This is a genomic window from Chryseobacterium luteum (genome assembly GCF_000737785.1).
Lineage (GTDB): Bacteria > Bacteroidota > Bacteroidia > Flavobacteriales > Weeksellaceae > Chryseobacterium > Chryseobacterium luteum.
Genome location: NZ_JPRO01000005.1, coordinates 110,554 through 127,082 on the forward strand (window position 1 = coordinate 110,554; position 16,529 = coordinate 127,082).

A 16,529-nucleotide genomic window follows, 5' to 3' on the forward strand; every position below is an offset into this window, starting at 1 on the left:
TTGTTTACGGAAAAATAAGAAAAATTCTCTTAATTATTTCATTCCAACGCTTTGAATCAAATTTTTCAGGATCTCCTCTGTAGAAAGTTCACTGTAATTGTGAATAGACTGCCCGGCCCAGATGCTTACAAAATCAGTATTATCCAGCGATTTTGAAACTTTACGTAATTCATTCGTCAGTTTATTCTGATAAGGATAAGGCAGAATATATGCTGAGTTTTCAAGAGTTTCAATATATTTGTTTTTAATTCCTCTTGCGTACCGTCCCGAAAAGCTTTTCGTAAGAACAATATCTTTTTCCGTTACATTTTTCAGTCTTTCTTTTTCAAACGGATGCAACGCACTTTCCTGGGATGCCAACAATAGACTTCCAACCTGGAATCCCTGTGCTCCAAGTTCTTTTGCTGCTCTTAAAGTTTTTCCGTTATGAATACCGCCTGCATAAATCAACGGAACTTTCACATGATCATCAACTTCTGACAGTAAAGAAATTCCTCCGATTTCCGGAATATCATTCGCATCAAAAGTTCCTCTGTGTCCCCCGGCTTCAATTCCCTGTACACAGATCATATCAATCCCGGATTTTTCCAGAATTAAAGCTTCTTCCACTGAAGTACAGGTTCCGATGAGGATTACTTCATTTTCTTTTAGCTTTTGTATGCTTTTATCATCAAGATTCCCGAAAATAAAACTCAGAATTTTGCAGCCCTCTTCCATAATAGCATCTACCTGATCATGGTAGCTGTTCACTTGAATGTCTTCAAGATCCGGAAGCCTGACTTCTATATGATTTTCTTTTGCCAGCCGGGTAATAAATTGTTTAGCTTCAGAAAATTTTTCTCTCAATGAATCTGTCAGTTCAGGAATATGATGGACAAAAATATTGACAGCAAAGGGCTGATTTGTGAGTTTTTTAGTCTTCCTGATCAGTTCAACAGATTGATCCGCAGAAAGATCAGCCAATGCCAGTGAACCCAGACATCCGGCTTTTGCCGCTGCCGCAGTCATTCCAGGAGTGCTTACGCCAAACATCGGAGCCTGGATTACAGGATATTTTATATTTAAAATTTTACTGATTGTATCCGGCCAGAACATAGAATTATTTTATTTAAAATTTACAAAGTGTGATATCCTTGCTATAATCCTGAATATATGCATTAACCGCACATCAAGCTGACGGATTTAGATATCAGCTCTGGATTTCAGCATTTTTTCTTCCCAGTCAGGATCTTTAGGATCAAAGAACAGTCTTTTTCCTGTATCTAAAGAGCGGACAATATCCATTTCCTCTTCAGTCAGTTCAAAATCAAAAACATTAAAATTTTCTTCAATTCTTGAAGGAGTCACAGATTTCGGAATAACAACAAATCCTTCCTGAAGGTGCCATCTCAGGATCACCTGTGCTGCTGTTTTACTATATTTTCCGGCAACAGCTTCTAATTGTGAATTGTTCAGAAGATCTGCATTTCCGTTCCCAAGCGGGCTCCAGGGCTGTGTTATAATATTGTTTTCCCTATCATATATCTGAAGTTCTTTCTGCTGGAAAACCGGGTGAAGCTCGATCTGGTTGATCACCGGAGGAACGGTTGAATTGGCTTTTAATTCCTCTAATTTCTCCACGGTAAAGTTGCATACACCAATAGCTGTGATTTTTCCTTCGGCATATAATTCTTCCAAAGCTTTCCAGGTACCTAAAAAGTCCCCGTACGGCCAGTGAACCAGATACATATCCAGATAATCCATCTGCAACCTGTCCAGTGTTCTCTGGAAGGCCTTCTTCGTTTGTTCGTAGCCATGGTCCTGAACCCATACCTTGGAAGTAATGAACAGCTCATCTCTGCTGACACCACTGTTTTTCACCGCCTGGCCTACTGCTGTTTCATTCTGGTAAATGGCCGCGGTATCAATCATTCTGTATCCTGTATGAATGGCTTTCACTACTGCTTTTTCACATTCATCCGGGTTTTCCATCTGCCAAACTCCAAAGCCTAAAGCCGGAATATCCACCCCGTTATTTAATGTCACTACAGGCTGCCCTGCGTATGTTTTCTTTTGCATAATTCTTTAATTTAATTTTTTAATATTAATGTAAAGCCTAACAAATTTGCAATAAAAAATTGGAAATTCTGCTTACCATTTTTACTGTTTTATGTCTGGAGCTTATCCATGAGCTGGTTCAGTGGCGCAATCGCTAACATTAACTGCAGGAACTTCAGATACCGGATTCTGCCAGATCAGATTCTATGAAAAGAACGGTTTTGTAAAAAAGGGAATACGTAAATATTTTTCACAGTCTATTACCCATTCCCTATTTATGAAAACGGATTACAGATGCATGACATGGTTATTCTTACCCATGACCTTTCTGAATAATCCTTTAATATGATTGATCTCCGGCTGATAATTGGTCTTTTTTCTACATCCGAAATACAGTGTATTTTCCAGTTTTTCCCCACCTTCCCAGATCAGCTTGATGTCACCGTTCTCTATTTCATTTTTACATAAAAAATCAGGAACAACGGCCAGCCCGATGCCGCCTTTCAGACAACGGATAATTGAATTTAAATTCGGGACAATATAATTGGGGCGGAAATTCGGTTTATGCCCGAAATTCATGATCCAGAACTGAAACAGATGTTCCATATCCCCCGTGGTTCCGTACCATTTCTCCTGCTTCAGCCATTCTTCAGCATGTTCAACACCTTTTGTTTCCAGGGTCTTGAGGAAACTTTCGGTATCTACATCTTTTCCGCCTACAAGAATGATCTGCTCGGAAGAAAATGGCTCATGCTCAATATTGGGTGAAGTTCCTTTTTTGGGTGTAATGATAAGATCCAAAATCCCTTTATCCAGCTGGTCCAGCATTTCGGGATATTCTCCGAAGCTTATAATCAGATTGAACGGCAAAGTAGAAACATACTGCTCCAGTGTGGTCTGGAAGGTCTCAAAACACATTCCTACACTGATCGTAGGTGTCAGCTTTTCTGTAGATTTCTGAAAGTTTTTCTCTACGTCTTCCAGTTTTGTAAGAGGTTCGGAAACAGCATTGAATAAGACTTTTCCTCTTTCTGTCGGAATCATTTTCCGTCCTGTTCTGTCGAATAATTTATACCCGACATATGCTTCCAAAGAGCCTAAATGCAGACTTACTCCGGGTTGCGAAATAAATAAACTTTCTGCGGCCCCGGTTAAGGTTCCTGTTTTATAAATTGCCTTGAAAGTCCGGTACCATTCTAAGTTTACCATGATTACAATTATCAATATTCTGATACAAAATTAAAAAATAATTACAATAATAATATGTAAAATAGTTTGATTCAACCTATCAAGTATATTTTTAATTTGTATAAATTTGTTAAAAGAATCATAATTTGTAAACAGTTTTGATAAGTTTACAATTAATTATCACTGTACTTATATTCAGCTAACCATGAAATTCATCAGTCATTACGAGTATAATCACAAAATGTTCGGCTATCTCATTATCGACGGAAACTCGATTGATGAGATCAGTACTGACGAATACAATGATTATATAAGAATATTTTTCTTTCCGAAATCCTGCCATATCACCATAGATTTTGATGAATATATTACTGACGGTCCGGCATTGTTTTTTGTAGGTAACCATCAAAAAGTAAGAATTAAGAATGCCGAACAGCAGGAAGTGCATTTCATTTATTACAACAGAGATTTTTACTGCATCCAGATTCATGATGCGGAAGTCGCTTGTGATGGTATACTTTTCAATAATATTTACAATCTTCCCCAGACAAAACTTTCAGACGAAGAATGTCTTTATACAGAAAACTTATACCTTCATATTAAAAATGAGCTTACAGCTAAAGAATCTTCCCAGGAAGAAATGATAAGAACCTACCTTAAACAGCTTATTATAAGAGCTACCCGTGCCTGGAAAAAACAACAATTGGGACAGCTTAACGACGAACCTCCAAGAGAAATGGAGTTTTTCAGGGATTTTAGCCGCCTGGTCGAGATACACTTCCGTAAAAAACATGGTGTTGCCGATTATGCCGATCTTTTAAACATGGCCCCTAAAACACTTTCAACGAAATTCAACCGTCTTAATTTAGCTTCTCCCAACGACATTATCAAAGACCGGATTGTGCTTGAAGCCAAGCGCCTCTTATGTTATTCAAACTATACAATTAAAGAAATTGCCTACAATTTGGGATATGATGATCCTGCTTATTTCAACAGATTATTTACTAATAAAACAGGATTGACGCCTGCCGTTTTCAAGAAAAGCAACCAACAAGAGAAAAAAGTACAATAAATATCAACTTTTAACTATTTTTTCGGCCGTACCACTACCCTACCTTTGTCATGTAAATAATTCCAGATACGGAAGCATGGTAAAGTAATTTGGGTAAGCCCGTTTATTTTCCCGGATTAATGAGGCAGTGAAATCTTTGTATTAAAACTGCCGGTGTATACCAAATGGAAATTGTTTATTCATATTTAGTAATTATTAATCTTAAATTATATACAATGAAAACATCAATTTTAAAATCGTTCGGATCAATTTTATCCATTTTCTTTATGTTGTTAGGCGGAATCTCCGTATCTGCTCAATCACCAATGATTAAAAATGTAGTTCTGGTACATGGCGCTTTTGTAGACGGGTCGGGTTATAGAGGCATCTATGACATTCTGAGCAAAAAAGGCTATAATGTTACTGTTGTACAAAATCCGCTGAGCTCACTGGCGGATGATGTAGAAGCAACGAAAGCAGCTCTCGACAGACAGGACGGACCAGCCATTCTTGTGGGGCATTCTTATGGCGGAAGCGTTATAACAGAAGCCGGAGACCATCCTAAAGTAGCAGCCTTAGTATATCTTGCAGCATTCCAGTTGGATGAAGGTGAGTCGGCTCTCGATTGGGCAAAAACAGAACCGGGATCTCCTAAAAACGGTATTTTACCTGCAGACGAAAAAGGAATCCTTTATTATGACAAAGAAAAATTCCACGACGGATTTGCGGCAGATGTTCCCAAAGCACAGACCGATTTTATGTACGCTTCCCAAGGACGTTTTGCAGCAGCAGCATTGGCTGCCAAAGTAACCAAAGCTCCCTGGAAAACAAGGCCTTCATACGGAATTGTAGCCACTCAGGATGAAGCTATTCTCCCTTCTATCCAAAGAAAAATGTATAAAAAAGGAAATGCGAAAATCACAGAAATAAAAGGAAGTCATGCTGTATTTATTTCTCATCCTCAGGAGGTTGCAGATGTTATTATCAGAGCTTCAAAAGAAGTTAAGTAATTCCTTTAAAAAATCACTAACAAAAGCTGTTTCACTAATGTGGAGCAGCTTTTTCTTTTTTATTGTTAAATCAATCCATCATAATTCTGATACAATTGTATAATTCATATTATTTTTATTATATAAAAATCGAACATAACTTTGCATCATACAATTTAAACAATCATAAAACAATGAAAAAAGTATTAATCATCAACGGTGGGCAAAACTTCGGACATTCAGGAGGAAAATATAACAAAACCATTGCAGACAGCACTTTGGAAGCCCTAAAGGAGTTTGGAAATGTAGAAGTAAAAATCACGAATATCGGGGAAGGTTATGATAAAAATGAAGAAGTTCAGAAATTCGTTTGGGCAGATTACATTATTTACCACACTCCGATCTGGTGGTTCCAGCTTCCCAATGGTTTCAAGAAATATATTGATGAAGTTTTCACAGCCGGACATGCGAAAGGAATTTATATGAACGACGGAAGAACTTCTGACAATCCAAAAATAAACTACGGAACCGGAGGAATGCTTGGCGGAAGAAAATATCTGGTGACCACAAGCTGGAATGCTCCGGAAACAGCCTTTACGCTTCCTGGAGAATTCTTTGGTGAAACAAGTGTAGATAATGGACCGTTATTTGGATTCCATAGAATGAATGCCTTTGTTTCGCTAGAAAAAATGGAAAGTTTTCACTTCCACGATGTAGAAAAAAATGCCCATGTAGAACGCGATATGAAAATCTACAAAGAACATTTAAAAAACGTTTTCGAAAAAGAATTAAAACCACAATTAGCCTAATGAAAATTTATCTTACAGCTGTTATAAAAGCCAAAGAAGAGCACAGAACCGAAGTATTGGAAGTCCTTCAAAACATGGTGAAAGAAACTCAAAAAGAAGAAGCCAACGAATTATACACCCTTCATCAGGGAATTGAGGATAAAAATCAGTTCATTTTCTACGAAATATGGAAAAGCAAAGAAGGTTTAGCGCAACACAATCAGCAGCCTTACATCCAGGCTTTTGGAGCTGTTGCTGATGAAAAATTACAGGAAAAACCTCAGATTTATTTGACCCATATCATTTAAAAATTAAAACCATTAAGAGAAATTAAGACGTTAAGATTCATTAAGCTAAATCAATGATAAATTTCAATCTTAATTCTAAATACCTTAAAGAAGCCTTAATGGTTAAAAATCATTTTAATATGAAAAAAATAGCGTTTTTACTGCTTGCCATCTTTACGATAAGATCCGTTCAGTCACAAACCAAAAAATCTAAACATATGAAAAAGAAAATTTTATTTGTCGTAACCAGTCACGACAAAAAAGGAAGCACCGGAGAAGATACCGGATATTATCTTGGCGAAGTTTCTCATCCGTGGGAAGTCCTTCACAAGGCAGGATATGAAATCGATTTTGTAAGTCCCAAAGGCGGAACGCCGCCGGTAGACGGATTTGATTTAAAAGATCCTGTAAACAAGGAATTCTGGGAAAGTAAAGACAAAAGTAAAATCGAAAATTCTTTACAGCCTTCTCAGGTAGATCCGAATAATTATAGTACTATTTTCTACGCCGGAGGTCACGGGGCCATGTGGGATTTTGCCGACAATACGGAATTAGCAGGTATTGCTTCCAAAATTTACGAAAACGGAGGAATTGTAGCCGCAGTTTGTCACGGCCCAGCCGGTCTTGTCAATGTCAAACTGAACAACGGAAAGTATTTGGTAGACGGCAAAAAGATCAATGCCTTCACCAATGAGGAAGAAACTGAAGTAAAACTGGCCGATGTAGTTCCTTTTCTTCTCGAAGACAAATTAAAAGAAAGAGGAGCCCAATTTGAAAAATCAGGACTTTGGCAGAACCATGTGGTGACAGACCAGAGAGTAATTACAGGACAAAACCCCCAGTCTGCAAAAAGTGTAGGTGAAGCCATTTTAAAAGAGCTTCATAAATAGCTAGTTTTTTATTAAACCACAAAAGGCACAAAGTTTCTAACACTTAAGTTATTTCAAGTTTAAATGCTCTGAATATAGGAAGTTCACATAAGTTGTGAGAAAAACAGAAGATTTTCATGCTGACAAAAATTCGTCGGATCAAAATTCTCCTCCACTGGAGGGGTGGCAAAAATTCAAAGAATTTTTGACGGGGTGGTTTAAAGAAAAAACATCCGGAATAATAAGAACTTAATTACACCCTCTAAAACAGTCAAAACAAAAATGGAATACAGAAAATTAGGAAATACGGAACTGGAACTGTCTGCAATTACCCACGGTGCATTTGCTATCGGAGGAAATATGTGGGGTGGCAATGAAAAACAGGACTCCATCAATTCAATTCATGCCTCTTTGGATCATGGTGTAACTTCCATTGATACGGCACCTTTTTACGGTTTCGGGCTCAGTGAAGAAATGATCGGTGAAGCCATTAAGGGAAAAGACCGTTCAAAAATTCAGTTACTAACCAAATTCGGTCTCGTATGGGACGGCAGCAATAACGGAAAAGGCGAATTTTTCTTCGATGCTGAAGATAATGGTGTAAAAATTCCTGTTTATAAATTCGCTTCAAAAGAGAATATTATTAAGGAAGTCGGGGAAAGCCTGAAAAGATTAGGAACAGATTACATTGACCTTTTACAACTTCACTGGCCGGATTCTACAACGCCAATCAGCGAAACGATGGAAGCTATGGAATTGTTAATTCAACAGGGGAAAATTCGTGCTGCAGGTGTAAGCAATTACTCTGTTGAGCAAATGGAAGAAGCCAACAAAACGTTGGAATTAGCAAGCAACCAGGTTCCTTACAGCATGCTGAACAGAGCCATTGAAAGTAATATTGTTCCTTATTCCCTAGAAAACAATTCGGGGATTATTGTATACAGTCCAATGGAAAGAGGTCTTTTAACAGGAAAATATTTCAAAGAAAATAAATTAAAAGAAAACGACCACAGAAACGGTTATTTTTCACAGTTTAATCTCAATAAAGTAAAAAATTTCTTAGACAAAATCGAACCGATCGCTCAGGAAAAAGGGGCAACACTTTCCCAATTAGTTTTACGCTGGACTACTTTACAACCGGCAATCACAGTTGTTCTGGCTGGAGCAAGAAACGCACAGCAGGCCATTGAAAACGCGCACGCTATGTCTGTTGAACTTTCTCATGATGAATTGAACTTCATTAATACAGCACTAAGCGAAATTTAATCTTGTATCATCAGTAAACCTGCTCCATTGTGACGGCTTACTGAGCTTATTCTTTCATCTATCAACCTAAAATATACATTATGAAGTCTCTTTTACTTAAACTGTGTGTCTTTTTAATGATAAATACTGCAGGTTCAGAAATAATGGCCCAGCAGGAATCTTCATCAAAAATCCCGAAGTATGACCGTACAAAAACCGGTTATATCATGGTATTGCGGGAAGGTGATGATGTGATCGGAGAGATTGAAAAATTAGCAAAAGCAGAAAAGATTTCCTCTGCAAATTTTTCAGGGATTGGCTTTGCAGGAGAAGTTACTTTTGGATTTTATGATTTTAATGCTAAAAAATTTAACCCCAAAACATTCAATAAAGTAGAAATGGGAAGCCTTACGGGTTCTATTGCATGGAACGAAAAAGGACCTTCACTTCATATTCACGGTGTGGCCACTGACGATCAGTTCAATGCTTATGGCGGACATATTCTGTCATTGCACGTAGGAACGGGTTCTATGGAAATATATATCACCATTGATGATAAAAAACTGGAAAGGAAAATTGAACAGCCATTGAACGCCAATGTACTGCAGCTCGAGCATCAGCATTAAACCGGATGCTATATTCTTATTCACAGAAAAAAGAGCTCTTCAGTTTTGAAGAGCCCTTTTTGTAATTACCTTTTAAGGAAACTATTTTGCGATCGGTAAATGTGTACTTACTGCAATTCTGTTCCAGGCATTGATCGTTATAATGGCCATGATGATCTGTGCTATCTGGCCATCATCAAAATACTGTTTTGCCCTTTGGAAGGTTTCTTCTGTAAGGCCTTTATCACTGATCAGGGTAATTTCTTCTGTCATCGCCAAAAGTACCTGCTCTTCTTCCGTGAAAAAGTCTTTCGCTTCTCTCCACCCGTTAAGAATAAAAATTCTTTGAGTAGTTTCACCGTACTTAAGAGCATCTTTGGTATGCATATCAAGACAGAAAGCACATTGGTTGATCTGTGAAGCTCTGATTTTAATCAGTTCCTTTTGAATGTGGTTCAATGAAATGGTCTGAAGGTATCCTTCCAATCCCATCATTGCTTTGTAAGCTGCTGAATCTACAGTGGCAATATTTAATCTTGCGCTCATAATATTATAATTTATTGGTTAGTTGATCTATACTAAAGAAATATTCCGGCTGAACGGCCAGTAAAAAGGCTCCGGCACTTCCTACCCAGACAGAATAATCCAAAGGGGCTTTAATTCCCAATGCCACGGTCATTGACAAAGCAAAGACAAGCAGCAGAAAGCAGGATCCGCAAGCTGCCATTCTGGTTTTCCAGCCTAAAAGCAGCAGCACTGGAAAAAGTAATTCAAAAAAAGTCGCGGTATATGCAGAAAATATACTTAAGCTTTCAGGAAGAAAAAAGGTCAGTTTTCGGGTATAAGCCTCAAAGTTCTCCCAGTTCCCCCAGGCAGAATTTTTGCCCCAGAAACCCAACCTGTCTGCCACCGCAGAAAGCATGGTCACAGAAATGGAAAGTCTTAAGAACAATTGCGGAAACCGAACATTTTTATCTGTCATGATACTGGCTTTTAATAACATGACAAATTTCCGGCTTATATTTAGTAAAAAACTTAAACTGGTTTAAGATCGTAATTTAGCTCTTATTTCACTCAGGTATTCCGGAGTAAAATTCAGAAAAGAAGCTATTAAATATTGGGGAATCCTTTGGATAAACCAGGGATAAAGAGTACTGAAATGCACATAAAGTTCCTCCCTTGACATTTCATACAGGTAACGGATCCGTCTTTCCGAAGCGGCATAAGCCCTCTGATAGACCATCCTGAAGTACCGCTCCATCATAGGATGCTTTTTCAAAAGAAGCTCCTGCTGCTGAAGATCAATAGCAAGAATGACAGAATGTTCCACAGCCTGGATACAGAAATCCGATTGGATCTGCCTTTCATACGCAAAAGTATCCGTGATCCACCAGTTCTCTATGGCAAATTCCGTTGTCTGTTCCGCTCCTTTCTCATTCAGGAAAAACTTCCTCAGACAGCCCTCAGAAACAAAATACATCCATCTGCAAATCTCCCCGTGAAGCATCAGATCCTGCTTTTTCTTCACTTTTATCTCCTTAAAAAAAGAAAATATGGAAGCATACTCTTCATCTGTGACGGTAATGAATTTATTTAAATGTGCTTTGAAAGTATCCATATTTGCAATTGAGTAACCAAACTTAACTTTATTTTTTTAGTTTTACAATGTCTAAACATTAAATCATGGAACTCATTGCTAAAATTCTGATCGCTATCGTGGCACTGGAACACATCTATATCTTATGGATGGAAATGTTCGCCTGGGAAACCAAAGGAAAAGAAGTCTTTAAAGCTGCACTGCCGGCAGAAATGTTTAAGCCCACGAAAGGCCTGGCTGCCAATCAGGGACTGTATAACGGTTTTCTTGCAGCAGGACTCATTTGGTCTTTTTTAATTGAAGATCCGAAATGGCAGGCCAATGTTTCCCTGTTTTTCCTAAGCTGTGTGGCTATTGCCGGAATTTACGGAGCCATTTCAGCCACCAGGAAAATATTTTTCGTACAGGCTTTACCGGCGATATTAGCGATTATTGCTGTGGTGTTGAGCAATTTCTTTCATCTTCTACAGAGATAAATCTTTTTAAACATATTGTTGGTTCACCAAAAGCGCAAGAATTTTATCTCCGGTAAAATTCATCCTGTTTATTTCTCAACATTTCACCTTGCTGAAAATCTTGGATTTTCTTGCGCCTTAAAAACGTCCCGTAAATAAAAGATAACCAACAAACAATAACTACAAAGCAGAAATTTCCAAAAGTTTCTGCTTCATTATTTCAGGCGTCAACAATCCTTCATGATAATATACTAAGTTCTGATTCTTATCCAGAACAATCCACAAAGGATAAACAGGCCGATCCTTATTTTTAGACAAAGCCAGAGCCAGTTCGTGAATTCCGGAGCTTCCATTTGGCAGATACCCAAATTCCTTTCCATGGAACTGTATTTTTTCTTTCGTTTTTTCCGCTTCAAAATTAATCAGATAAAAATTTTTGCTGATCAGGTCAACAGTGTTTTTGTCTTTATTCAAAGCATGTTTCTCCATTTTACAGACCGAGCACCAATCTGTATACAAATGAATAATAACCGGTTTCGGATCTTTTTTCATAGATGTTTCAAGATCGGAAAAAGTGCCTGTCTTCATCTGAGACAGACAAAAACAGGGCACTGACATTAAAAATAAAATAAAAATTTTCATTTCAAAGTATATTTTACCCCAAGAAAACCTCTGATCGTCTGCATTGGTGCATAACCGTAGGTAGTATCAAAAGTATAATGGTTCGGGTTGCTTATCGGGTCGTTCACATATTTATCAAATGGATCAAAAGGTCGCATCAACGGATCTTCCGGGGTAAAATTGAACAGGTTTTTAATTCCGCAATACACCTCAAAGCCGGATTTGAAACTTTTTGAAACCTGGATATTGGCTAAAGAATAAAATGGCGAATATTCCGGTCGGAAGTCGTTCGGAAGTACAGGCAGTCGCATCGGTCCGTAAAACTGTCCTGTAAAATCTACCGTTAAATTACTCGGAAATTTATAGGTCAAACTGTAGGTTCCGCTCCATTTTGGGGCATGAAGTTGTTGAACTTTTTCATTTTCACCATCAAATTTCTGATACACATCAAGATAAGTCACTCCTAAATTAATACTTAAAGGAAAACTAAAACTGTAATCCACATTCATGGAAGCTCCTCTTGAAATTCCGTAGCCATGAAGATTGTCGTAAATAATTTTATCCGGATCAGCGTCAAAATCACCTACAATTTTATTGCTGAAATAGGTATAAAACGCTGAAGCATCCAACTGAAGCAGGCGGCTTCCCACCGGGATTTTCCAGATATAATTTAAATTTCCGTTAACCGATCTTTCAGGCTTCAAATCTGATTTAATTAATACTTCACGCGAACCCGTCAGTGCCGCATGATCTTCCGTAAACAAATTCACCACTCTGAATCCCGTTCCAAAATTGAATCTCAGTGTATGATAAGGATTCGGGGAAAACTTCCATGCCAGCCTCGGCGAATGCACTTCATGATGAATTTTATCATAATCGAACCGGTAGCCTACCAATAAAGTATGCTTATCATTAATTTCCCACTGATCCTGAATAAAAGCTCCCCAGAGCGGTGATTTCATTGGTTCATTGGTGATTCCGTCCGCAGACAATGTTCCTGGCGTATTATCATCATAAAATGTTCTTTTGAATGTAACTCCGCTTGTCAGATCATGCTTTCCAAGTTTTTTACTCCAATACGTCTCTACAAAAGCAACTTTTTGAAGCGCATTATACGGATTGCTGCCGTAAAAAGAGTTCTGGTCATGATAATTATAAGAAAGCTGGGTAACGATATATTCTTTCAAAGGCCACTGATACAGTCCAAAAACTTCTGCCCTGCTGGTATAAATACTTTCGCCATACACATCTCCACTTCCGCGATAAGGCCTGTTCCACTGCATTTCACCGCCAAAGCGGTCTTCATATAAATATCTCATCGCAAAACTTGCCTGTCGGTTTTCCTTTCTCTTAAAATTCCATTTATTAAAAACAGAAACTCTGCTCTGCAAAGCTGCATCCGTGAAATTGTCCTTGTTCCGGTCTATTTTTTCCTTAAAGCTGAAATAATTGAAGCTCAGTAAAGATGCCGCATTCTTTCCAACATTAAACTTCGTTGAAACATCAAGATTATTCTCACTCCAGGTGCTCGTCATGAGATCTACACTCAGTTTAGGAGCGGTCAGCGCATTTTTGGTGATAATGTTGATCACCCCTCCCATAGCTTCGGAACCGTAGATAGAAGAGGCCGGGCCTTTTACAACTTCAATCCTGTCGACAAGACTGTTGGGAATCCCGCTCAAACCGTATACGGTAGAAAGTGAGCTTACGATAGGCATTCCATCAATCAGGATCATAGTATAAGGCCCTTCCAGACCATTGATATGAATGTCTCCCGTATTGCATACCGAGCAGTTCAGCTGAGGTTTTACCCCATTAACCATCGCAATCGCCTCAAAAATACTCGGAGTAGGGTTTTTCTGGAAAAATTTCTGACTGTAAACCTCAACGGCAACAGGACTTTTTGATCTGCTGAACGGTTTTATCGTTCCGGTAATAACAACATCTTCAATACTACTCGTTCTGATTTTTGCTGTGGGAACTACTGAATCGGTTTTTATAGCAGGATGTACATTCAGGCTGTCTGTCTCCTGAGAAAAACAAAAAGAAGATAAAAGAGTAACAGAAAATAGTATTCGCTTCATGAAATTAAAATTGTTAGACAAATCTAACAATTATTTTTGAATTACAAAACACCATGACAAATGTTGTTGAAATCAATTCACGAAAAATGATTAAATTTGAGAAACTACATATAAAAGTAAAATGAGATATCATCAAGCGGGAAATATCCCACAAAAAAGACATACGATTTTCAAATCGCCGGAAGATAAATTTTACTATGAACAGCTTTTCGGAACGGAAGGCTTTCACGGAATTTCCTCATTGCTCTACCATACCCACCGGCCTACACAGATCAAATCAATTGGTCCGGCAAAAGATGTAACACCTAAGATCGCCGTGGAAAAAAATGTTGCTCCCAGGATGTTTAAAGGAATGAATGTAACGCCTGAAGACGATTTTATGGACAGCAGAAAGATCCTTCTGATGAATAATGATCTGAAAATGGGATTGGCAAAACCCAGAAAATCCATGGATTATTTTTACAAAAATGCAGAATGTGACGAACTTTTATATGTTCATAACGGAAGCGGAATTTTAAAAACTTTTGTAGGAGATCTTGAATTTTTCGTAGGTGATTATTTAATTATTCCCAGGGGAACCATTTATCAGGTGGAGCTGAAATCAGATGACACCGTATTTTTTGTATTGGAAAGCCACTCTCCAATTTACACCCCAAAACGTTACAGAAACGAATTCGGACAGCTATTGGAACATTCTCCGTTCTGCGAAAGAGATATGATCGCTCCGGTTTTTAAAGAACCTAAAGACGAAAAAGGAGATTTTTTAATTAAAGTAAAAAAAGAAAACCAGATCACAGATTTCATCTACGCAACACACCCGTTTGATGTTGTAGGATGGGACGGGTATTTTTATCCTTATAAATTCAATATCAAAAACTTTGAGCCGATTACGGGAAGAATTCACCAGCCGCCGCCGGTACACCAGAATTTTGAAGGTCACAATTTTGTGGTTTGCTCGTTCTGTGCAAGAATGTATGACTATCATCCAATGGCTATTCCGGCTCCTTATAACCACTCGAACATTGATTCTGATGAGGTTTTATTCTACACGGAAGGTGACTTTATGAGCCGTAACCACATCGACCTGATGGACTTTACCCTGCATCCGGGAGGAATTGTACACGGACCACATCCGGGAGCAATGGAAAGAAGTATTGGTAAAAAATTCACTGAAGAATATGCTGTAATGGTAGATCCTTTCCGCCCATTGAAAATCACGGAAGAAGCACTGAAAGTGGAAGATCCTTCCTACAAAACCTCATGGCTGGAAGAATCAGATAAAACCATGGAAGACCGTTCCCAGGAATAAAAAAATCACTTATAAAAAATTCATTATGTACAATTACATTAGTGCAGAAGAAGCTATATATACTGTAAAAAGCGGAAACCGCGTATTTTTCCACGGAAGTGCATGTACTCCGAATTATCTTATTGATGAGCTGGCAAGACAGTCTCACCGCCTGGAAAATGTAGAAATGGTTTCCATCACCCAGCAAGGGAATGTAGAAATTGCAAAACCGGAATACAAAAACAGCTTTTTTGTTAATTCATTATTCGTATCAACACCTGTAAGGGATGCTGTAAACTCGGAGCGGGGAGATTTTGTTCCCGTTTTCTTAAGTGAGATCCCTATCCTGTTCAGAAAAAATATTCTGCCTCTGGATGTGGCCCTGGTGACCGTTTCGCCACCTGACAAACATGGCTTCTGTACTTTGGGAACATCCGTAGATGTTGCAAGGGCAGCAGTTGACACTGCCAAAATCATCGTTGCTATTGTTAATCCTTTGATGCCGAGAACCCACGGCGACGGAATGATCCATATCAGCAGGATCCATAAGCTGGTATGGCATGAGGAAGAACTTCCGACAGTAGATTACGGTTCAAAGGTAGGTCCCGAAGAAATGCTTGTAGGAAAAAATGTAGCAGAACTTATTGAAGATAAATCAACATTGCAGATGGGTATCGGAACGATTCCTGATGCGGTTCTTAAATGTTTAACCAATCATAAGGACCTGGGAATCCACACGGAAATGCTGAGTGACGGAGTTATAGACCTGATCCAGAATGATGTAATCAATAACAAATATAAAGGATATAACGATAATAAGACCATCACAAGCTTCTGTTTCGGAACAAGAAAACTCTACGATTATGTGGATGACAATACTGTTTTTGCATTTAAAGACGTAAGCGATGTGAACTTTCCGATTAATATCATGAGGAATAAAAAGATGGTCGCCATCAATTCTGCCATTGAAATAGATCTTACGGGCCAGGTATGTGCAGATTCTATCGGTACATTGCAGTACAGCGGAATCGGAGGCCAGATGGATTTTATGAGAGGTGCAGCCCTGAGTGAGGACGGAAAACCGATTATTGCGATTACTTCCAGAACCAAAAAAGGAATTTCAAGGATCGTTCCTTTTCTTAAACAGGGTGCCGGTGTCGTAACAACAAGAGGACATATTCATTATGTAGTCACAGAATACGGTACCGCTTATTTATATGGTAAAAATCTCCGTCAGAGAGCCCAGGAACTGATCAGCATTGCTCATCCCGATGACAGGGAAATGCTGGAAAGAGCAGCTTATGAAAGGTTTAAGCAATAAAAAATACCTAACCATGATTTCCTTACTATATTTTTATTAGTAAGGCCAATATACCACTAACACAAACAGAGCGGATATTAAAAAATAATTAACATTTGGCAGTG

Annotated in this window: 18 protein-coding genes; 10 read left to right on the top strand and 8 right to left on the bottom strand. The window is 38.4% G+C overall.

What is annotated here, in order from left to right; all coding sequences use genetic code 11:
• Positions 1-33: 33 nt before the first annotated feature.
• The 3 genes from IX38_RS08765 to IX38_RS08775 all read right to left on the bottom strand — a co-directional run bounded on the left by IX38_RS08765 (position 34) and on the right by IX38_RS08775 (position 3,246).
• On the bottom strand, positions 34-1,095 hold the full coding sequence (locus IX38_RS08765; protein WP_034703882.1) for an NAD(P)H-dependent flavin oxidoreductase: 1,062 nt from the start codon (positions 1,093-1,095) through the stop codon (positions 34-36).
• A gap of 87 nt (positions 1,096-1,182) precedes the next feature.
• Positions 1,183-2,058, bottom strand: a complete 876-nt coding sequence (locus tag IX38_RS08770) for an aldo/keto reductase (protein ID WP_034703884.1) — start codon at positions 2,056-2,058, stop codon at positions 1,183-1,185.
• Positions 2,059-2,325: 267 nt separating this feature from the next.
• On the bottom strand, positions 2,326-3,246 hold the full coding sequence (locus tag IX38_RS08775; protein ID WP_034703885.1) for a LysR family transcriptional regulator: 921 nt from the start codon (positions 3,244-3,246) through the stop codon (positions 2,326-2,328).
• Positions 3,247-3,430: 184 nt separating this feature from the next.
• Here IX38_RS08775 and IX38_RS08780 point away from each other — a divergent pair, with 184 nt between their 5' ends.
• The 7 genes from IX38_RS08780 (at position 3,431) to IX38_RS08810 (ending at position 9,080) form a co-directional block, all read left to right on the top strand.
• Entirely contained in the window at positions 3,431-4,297 is an 867-nt protein-coding gene (locus tag IX38_RS08780; protein WP_034703887.1) for an AraC family transcriptional regulator, read from the top strand.
• A 215-nt stretch (positions 4,298-4,512) separates the two neighbouring features.
• Positions 4,513-5,286, top strand: a complete 774-nt coding sequence (locus tag IX38_RS08785) for an alpha/beta hydrolase (protein WP_034703946.1) — start codon at positions 4,513-4,515, stop codon at positions 5,284-5,286.
• Positions 5,287-5,459: 173 nt separating this feature from the next.
• The gene (locus IX38_RS08790) at positions 5,460-6,074 is read left to right on the top strand and encodes an NAD(P)H-dependent oxidoreductase (protein WP_034703889.1); all 615 of its coding nucleotides are present in this window, start codon (positions 5,460-5,462) and stop codon (positions 6,072-6,074) included.
• Complete coding sequence (locus tag IX38_RS08795; protein WP_034703890.1) at positions 6,074-6,361, top strand: putative quinol monooxygenase; 288 nt, start codon at positions 6,074-6,076, stop codon at positions 6,359-6,361. The genes IX38_RS08790 and IX38_RS08795 overlap by 1 nt, the downstream gene beginning before the upstream one ends.
• Positions 6,362-6,480: 119 nt before the next feature.
• Positions 6,481-7,230 carry a type 1 glutamine amidotransferase domain-containing protein gene (locus IX38_RS08800; RefSeq protein WP_034703947.1) on the top strand — a complete coding sequence of 250 codons (750 nt, stop codon included), beginning with the start codon at positions 6,481-6,483 and terminating at the stop codon, positions 7,228-7,230.
• Between the two features lie 261 nt (positions 7,231-7,491).
• A complete protein-coding gene (locus tag IX38_RS08805; RefSeq protein ID WP_034703891.1) occupies positions 7,492-8,475 on the top strand; it encodes an aldo/keto reductase in 984 nt (327 codons plus the stop codon).
• A 116-nt stretch (positions 8,476-8,591) separates the two neighbouring features.
• Positions 8,592-9,080: a PPC domain-containing DNA-binding protein gene (locus IX38_RS08810; protein WP_051884576.1), complete on the top strand. Its 489-nt coding sequence runs from the start codon at positions 8,592-8,594 to the stop codon at positions 9,078-9,080.
• Between the two features lie 81 nt (positions 9,081-9,161).
• Here the strand turns inward: IX38_RS08810 and IX38_RS08815 are convergent, their stop codons facing one another.
• The 3 genes from IX38_RS08815 to IX38_RS08825 all read right to left on the bottom strand — a co-directional run bounded on the left by IX38_RS08815 (position 9,162) and on the right by IX38_RS08825 (position 10,677).
• Positions 9,162-9,605, bottom strand: a complete 444-nt coding sequence (locus IX38_RS08815; RefSeq protein WP_034703893.1) for a carboxymuconolactone decarboxylase family protein — start codon at positions 9,603-9,605, stop codon at positions 9,162-9,164.
• Positions 9,606-9,609: 4 nt separating this feature from the next.
• Positions 9,610-10,041 (bottom strand): DoxX family membrane protein, encoded by a 432-nt coding sequence (locus IX38_RS08820; RefSeq protein ID WP_034703950.1) that lies wholly within the window; start codon positions 10,039-10,041, stop codon positions 9,610-9,612.
• Positions 10,042-10,104: 63 nt separating this feature from the next.
• Positions 10,105-10,677, bottom strand: a complete 573-nt coding sequence (locus IX38_RS08825) for a Crp/Fnr family transcriptional regulator (RefSeq protein ID WP_051884578.1) — start codon at positions 10,675-10,677, stop codon at positions 10,105-10,107.
• 65 nt (positions 10,678-10,742) lie between these two features.
• Between IX38_RS08825 and IX38_RS08830 the strand changes: the two genes are divergently transcribed.
• Positions 10,743-11,132, top strand: a complete 390-nt coding sequence (locus IX38_RS08830; RefSeq protein ID WP_034703896.1) for a DUF1304 domain-containing protein — start codon at positions 10,743-10,745, stop codon at positions 11,130-11,132.
• Positions 11,133-11,291: 159 nt separating this feature from the next.
• Here the strand turns inward: IX38_RS08830 and IX38_RS08835 are convergent, their stop codons facing one another.
• A complete protein-coding gene (locus IX38_RS08835) occupies positions 11,292-11,753 on the bottom strand; it encodes a thioredoxin family protein (RefSeq protein ID WP_034703898.1) in 462 nt (153 codons plus the stop codon).
• A complete protein-coding gene (locus IX38_RS08840) occupies positions 11,750-13,816 on the bottom strand; it encodes a TonB-dependent receptor plug domain-containing protein (protein WP_034703899.1) in 2,067 nt (688 codons plus the stop codon). Before IX38_RS08840 ends, IX38_RS08835 begins: the two co-directional genes overlap by 4 nt.
• Before the next feature lie 121 nt (positions 13,817-13,937).
• Here IX38_RS08840 and IX38_RS08845 point away from each other — a divergent pair, with 121 nt between their 5' ends.
• Both IX38_RS08845 and IX38_RS08850 read left to right on the top strand, forming a co-directional pair.
• Positions 13,938-15,125 (top strand): homogentisate 1,2-dioxygenase, encoded by a 1,188-nt coding sequence (locus tag IX38_RS08845; protein WP_034703901.1) that lies wholly within the window; start codon positions 13,938-13,940, stop codon positions 15,123-15,125.
• Positions 15,126-15,150: 25 nt separating this feature from the next.
• Entirely contained in the window at positions 15,151-16,425 is a 1,275-nt protein-coding gene (locus IX38_RS08850; protein WP_034703903.1) for an acetyl-CoA hydrolase/transferase family protein, read from the top strand.
• Positions 16,426-16,529 lie beyond the last annotated feature (104 nt).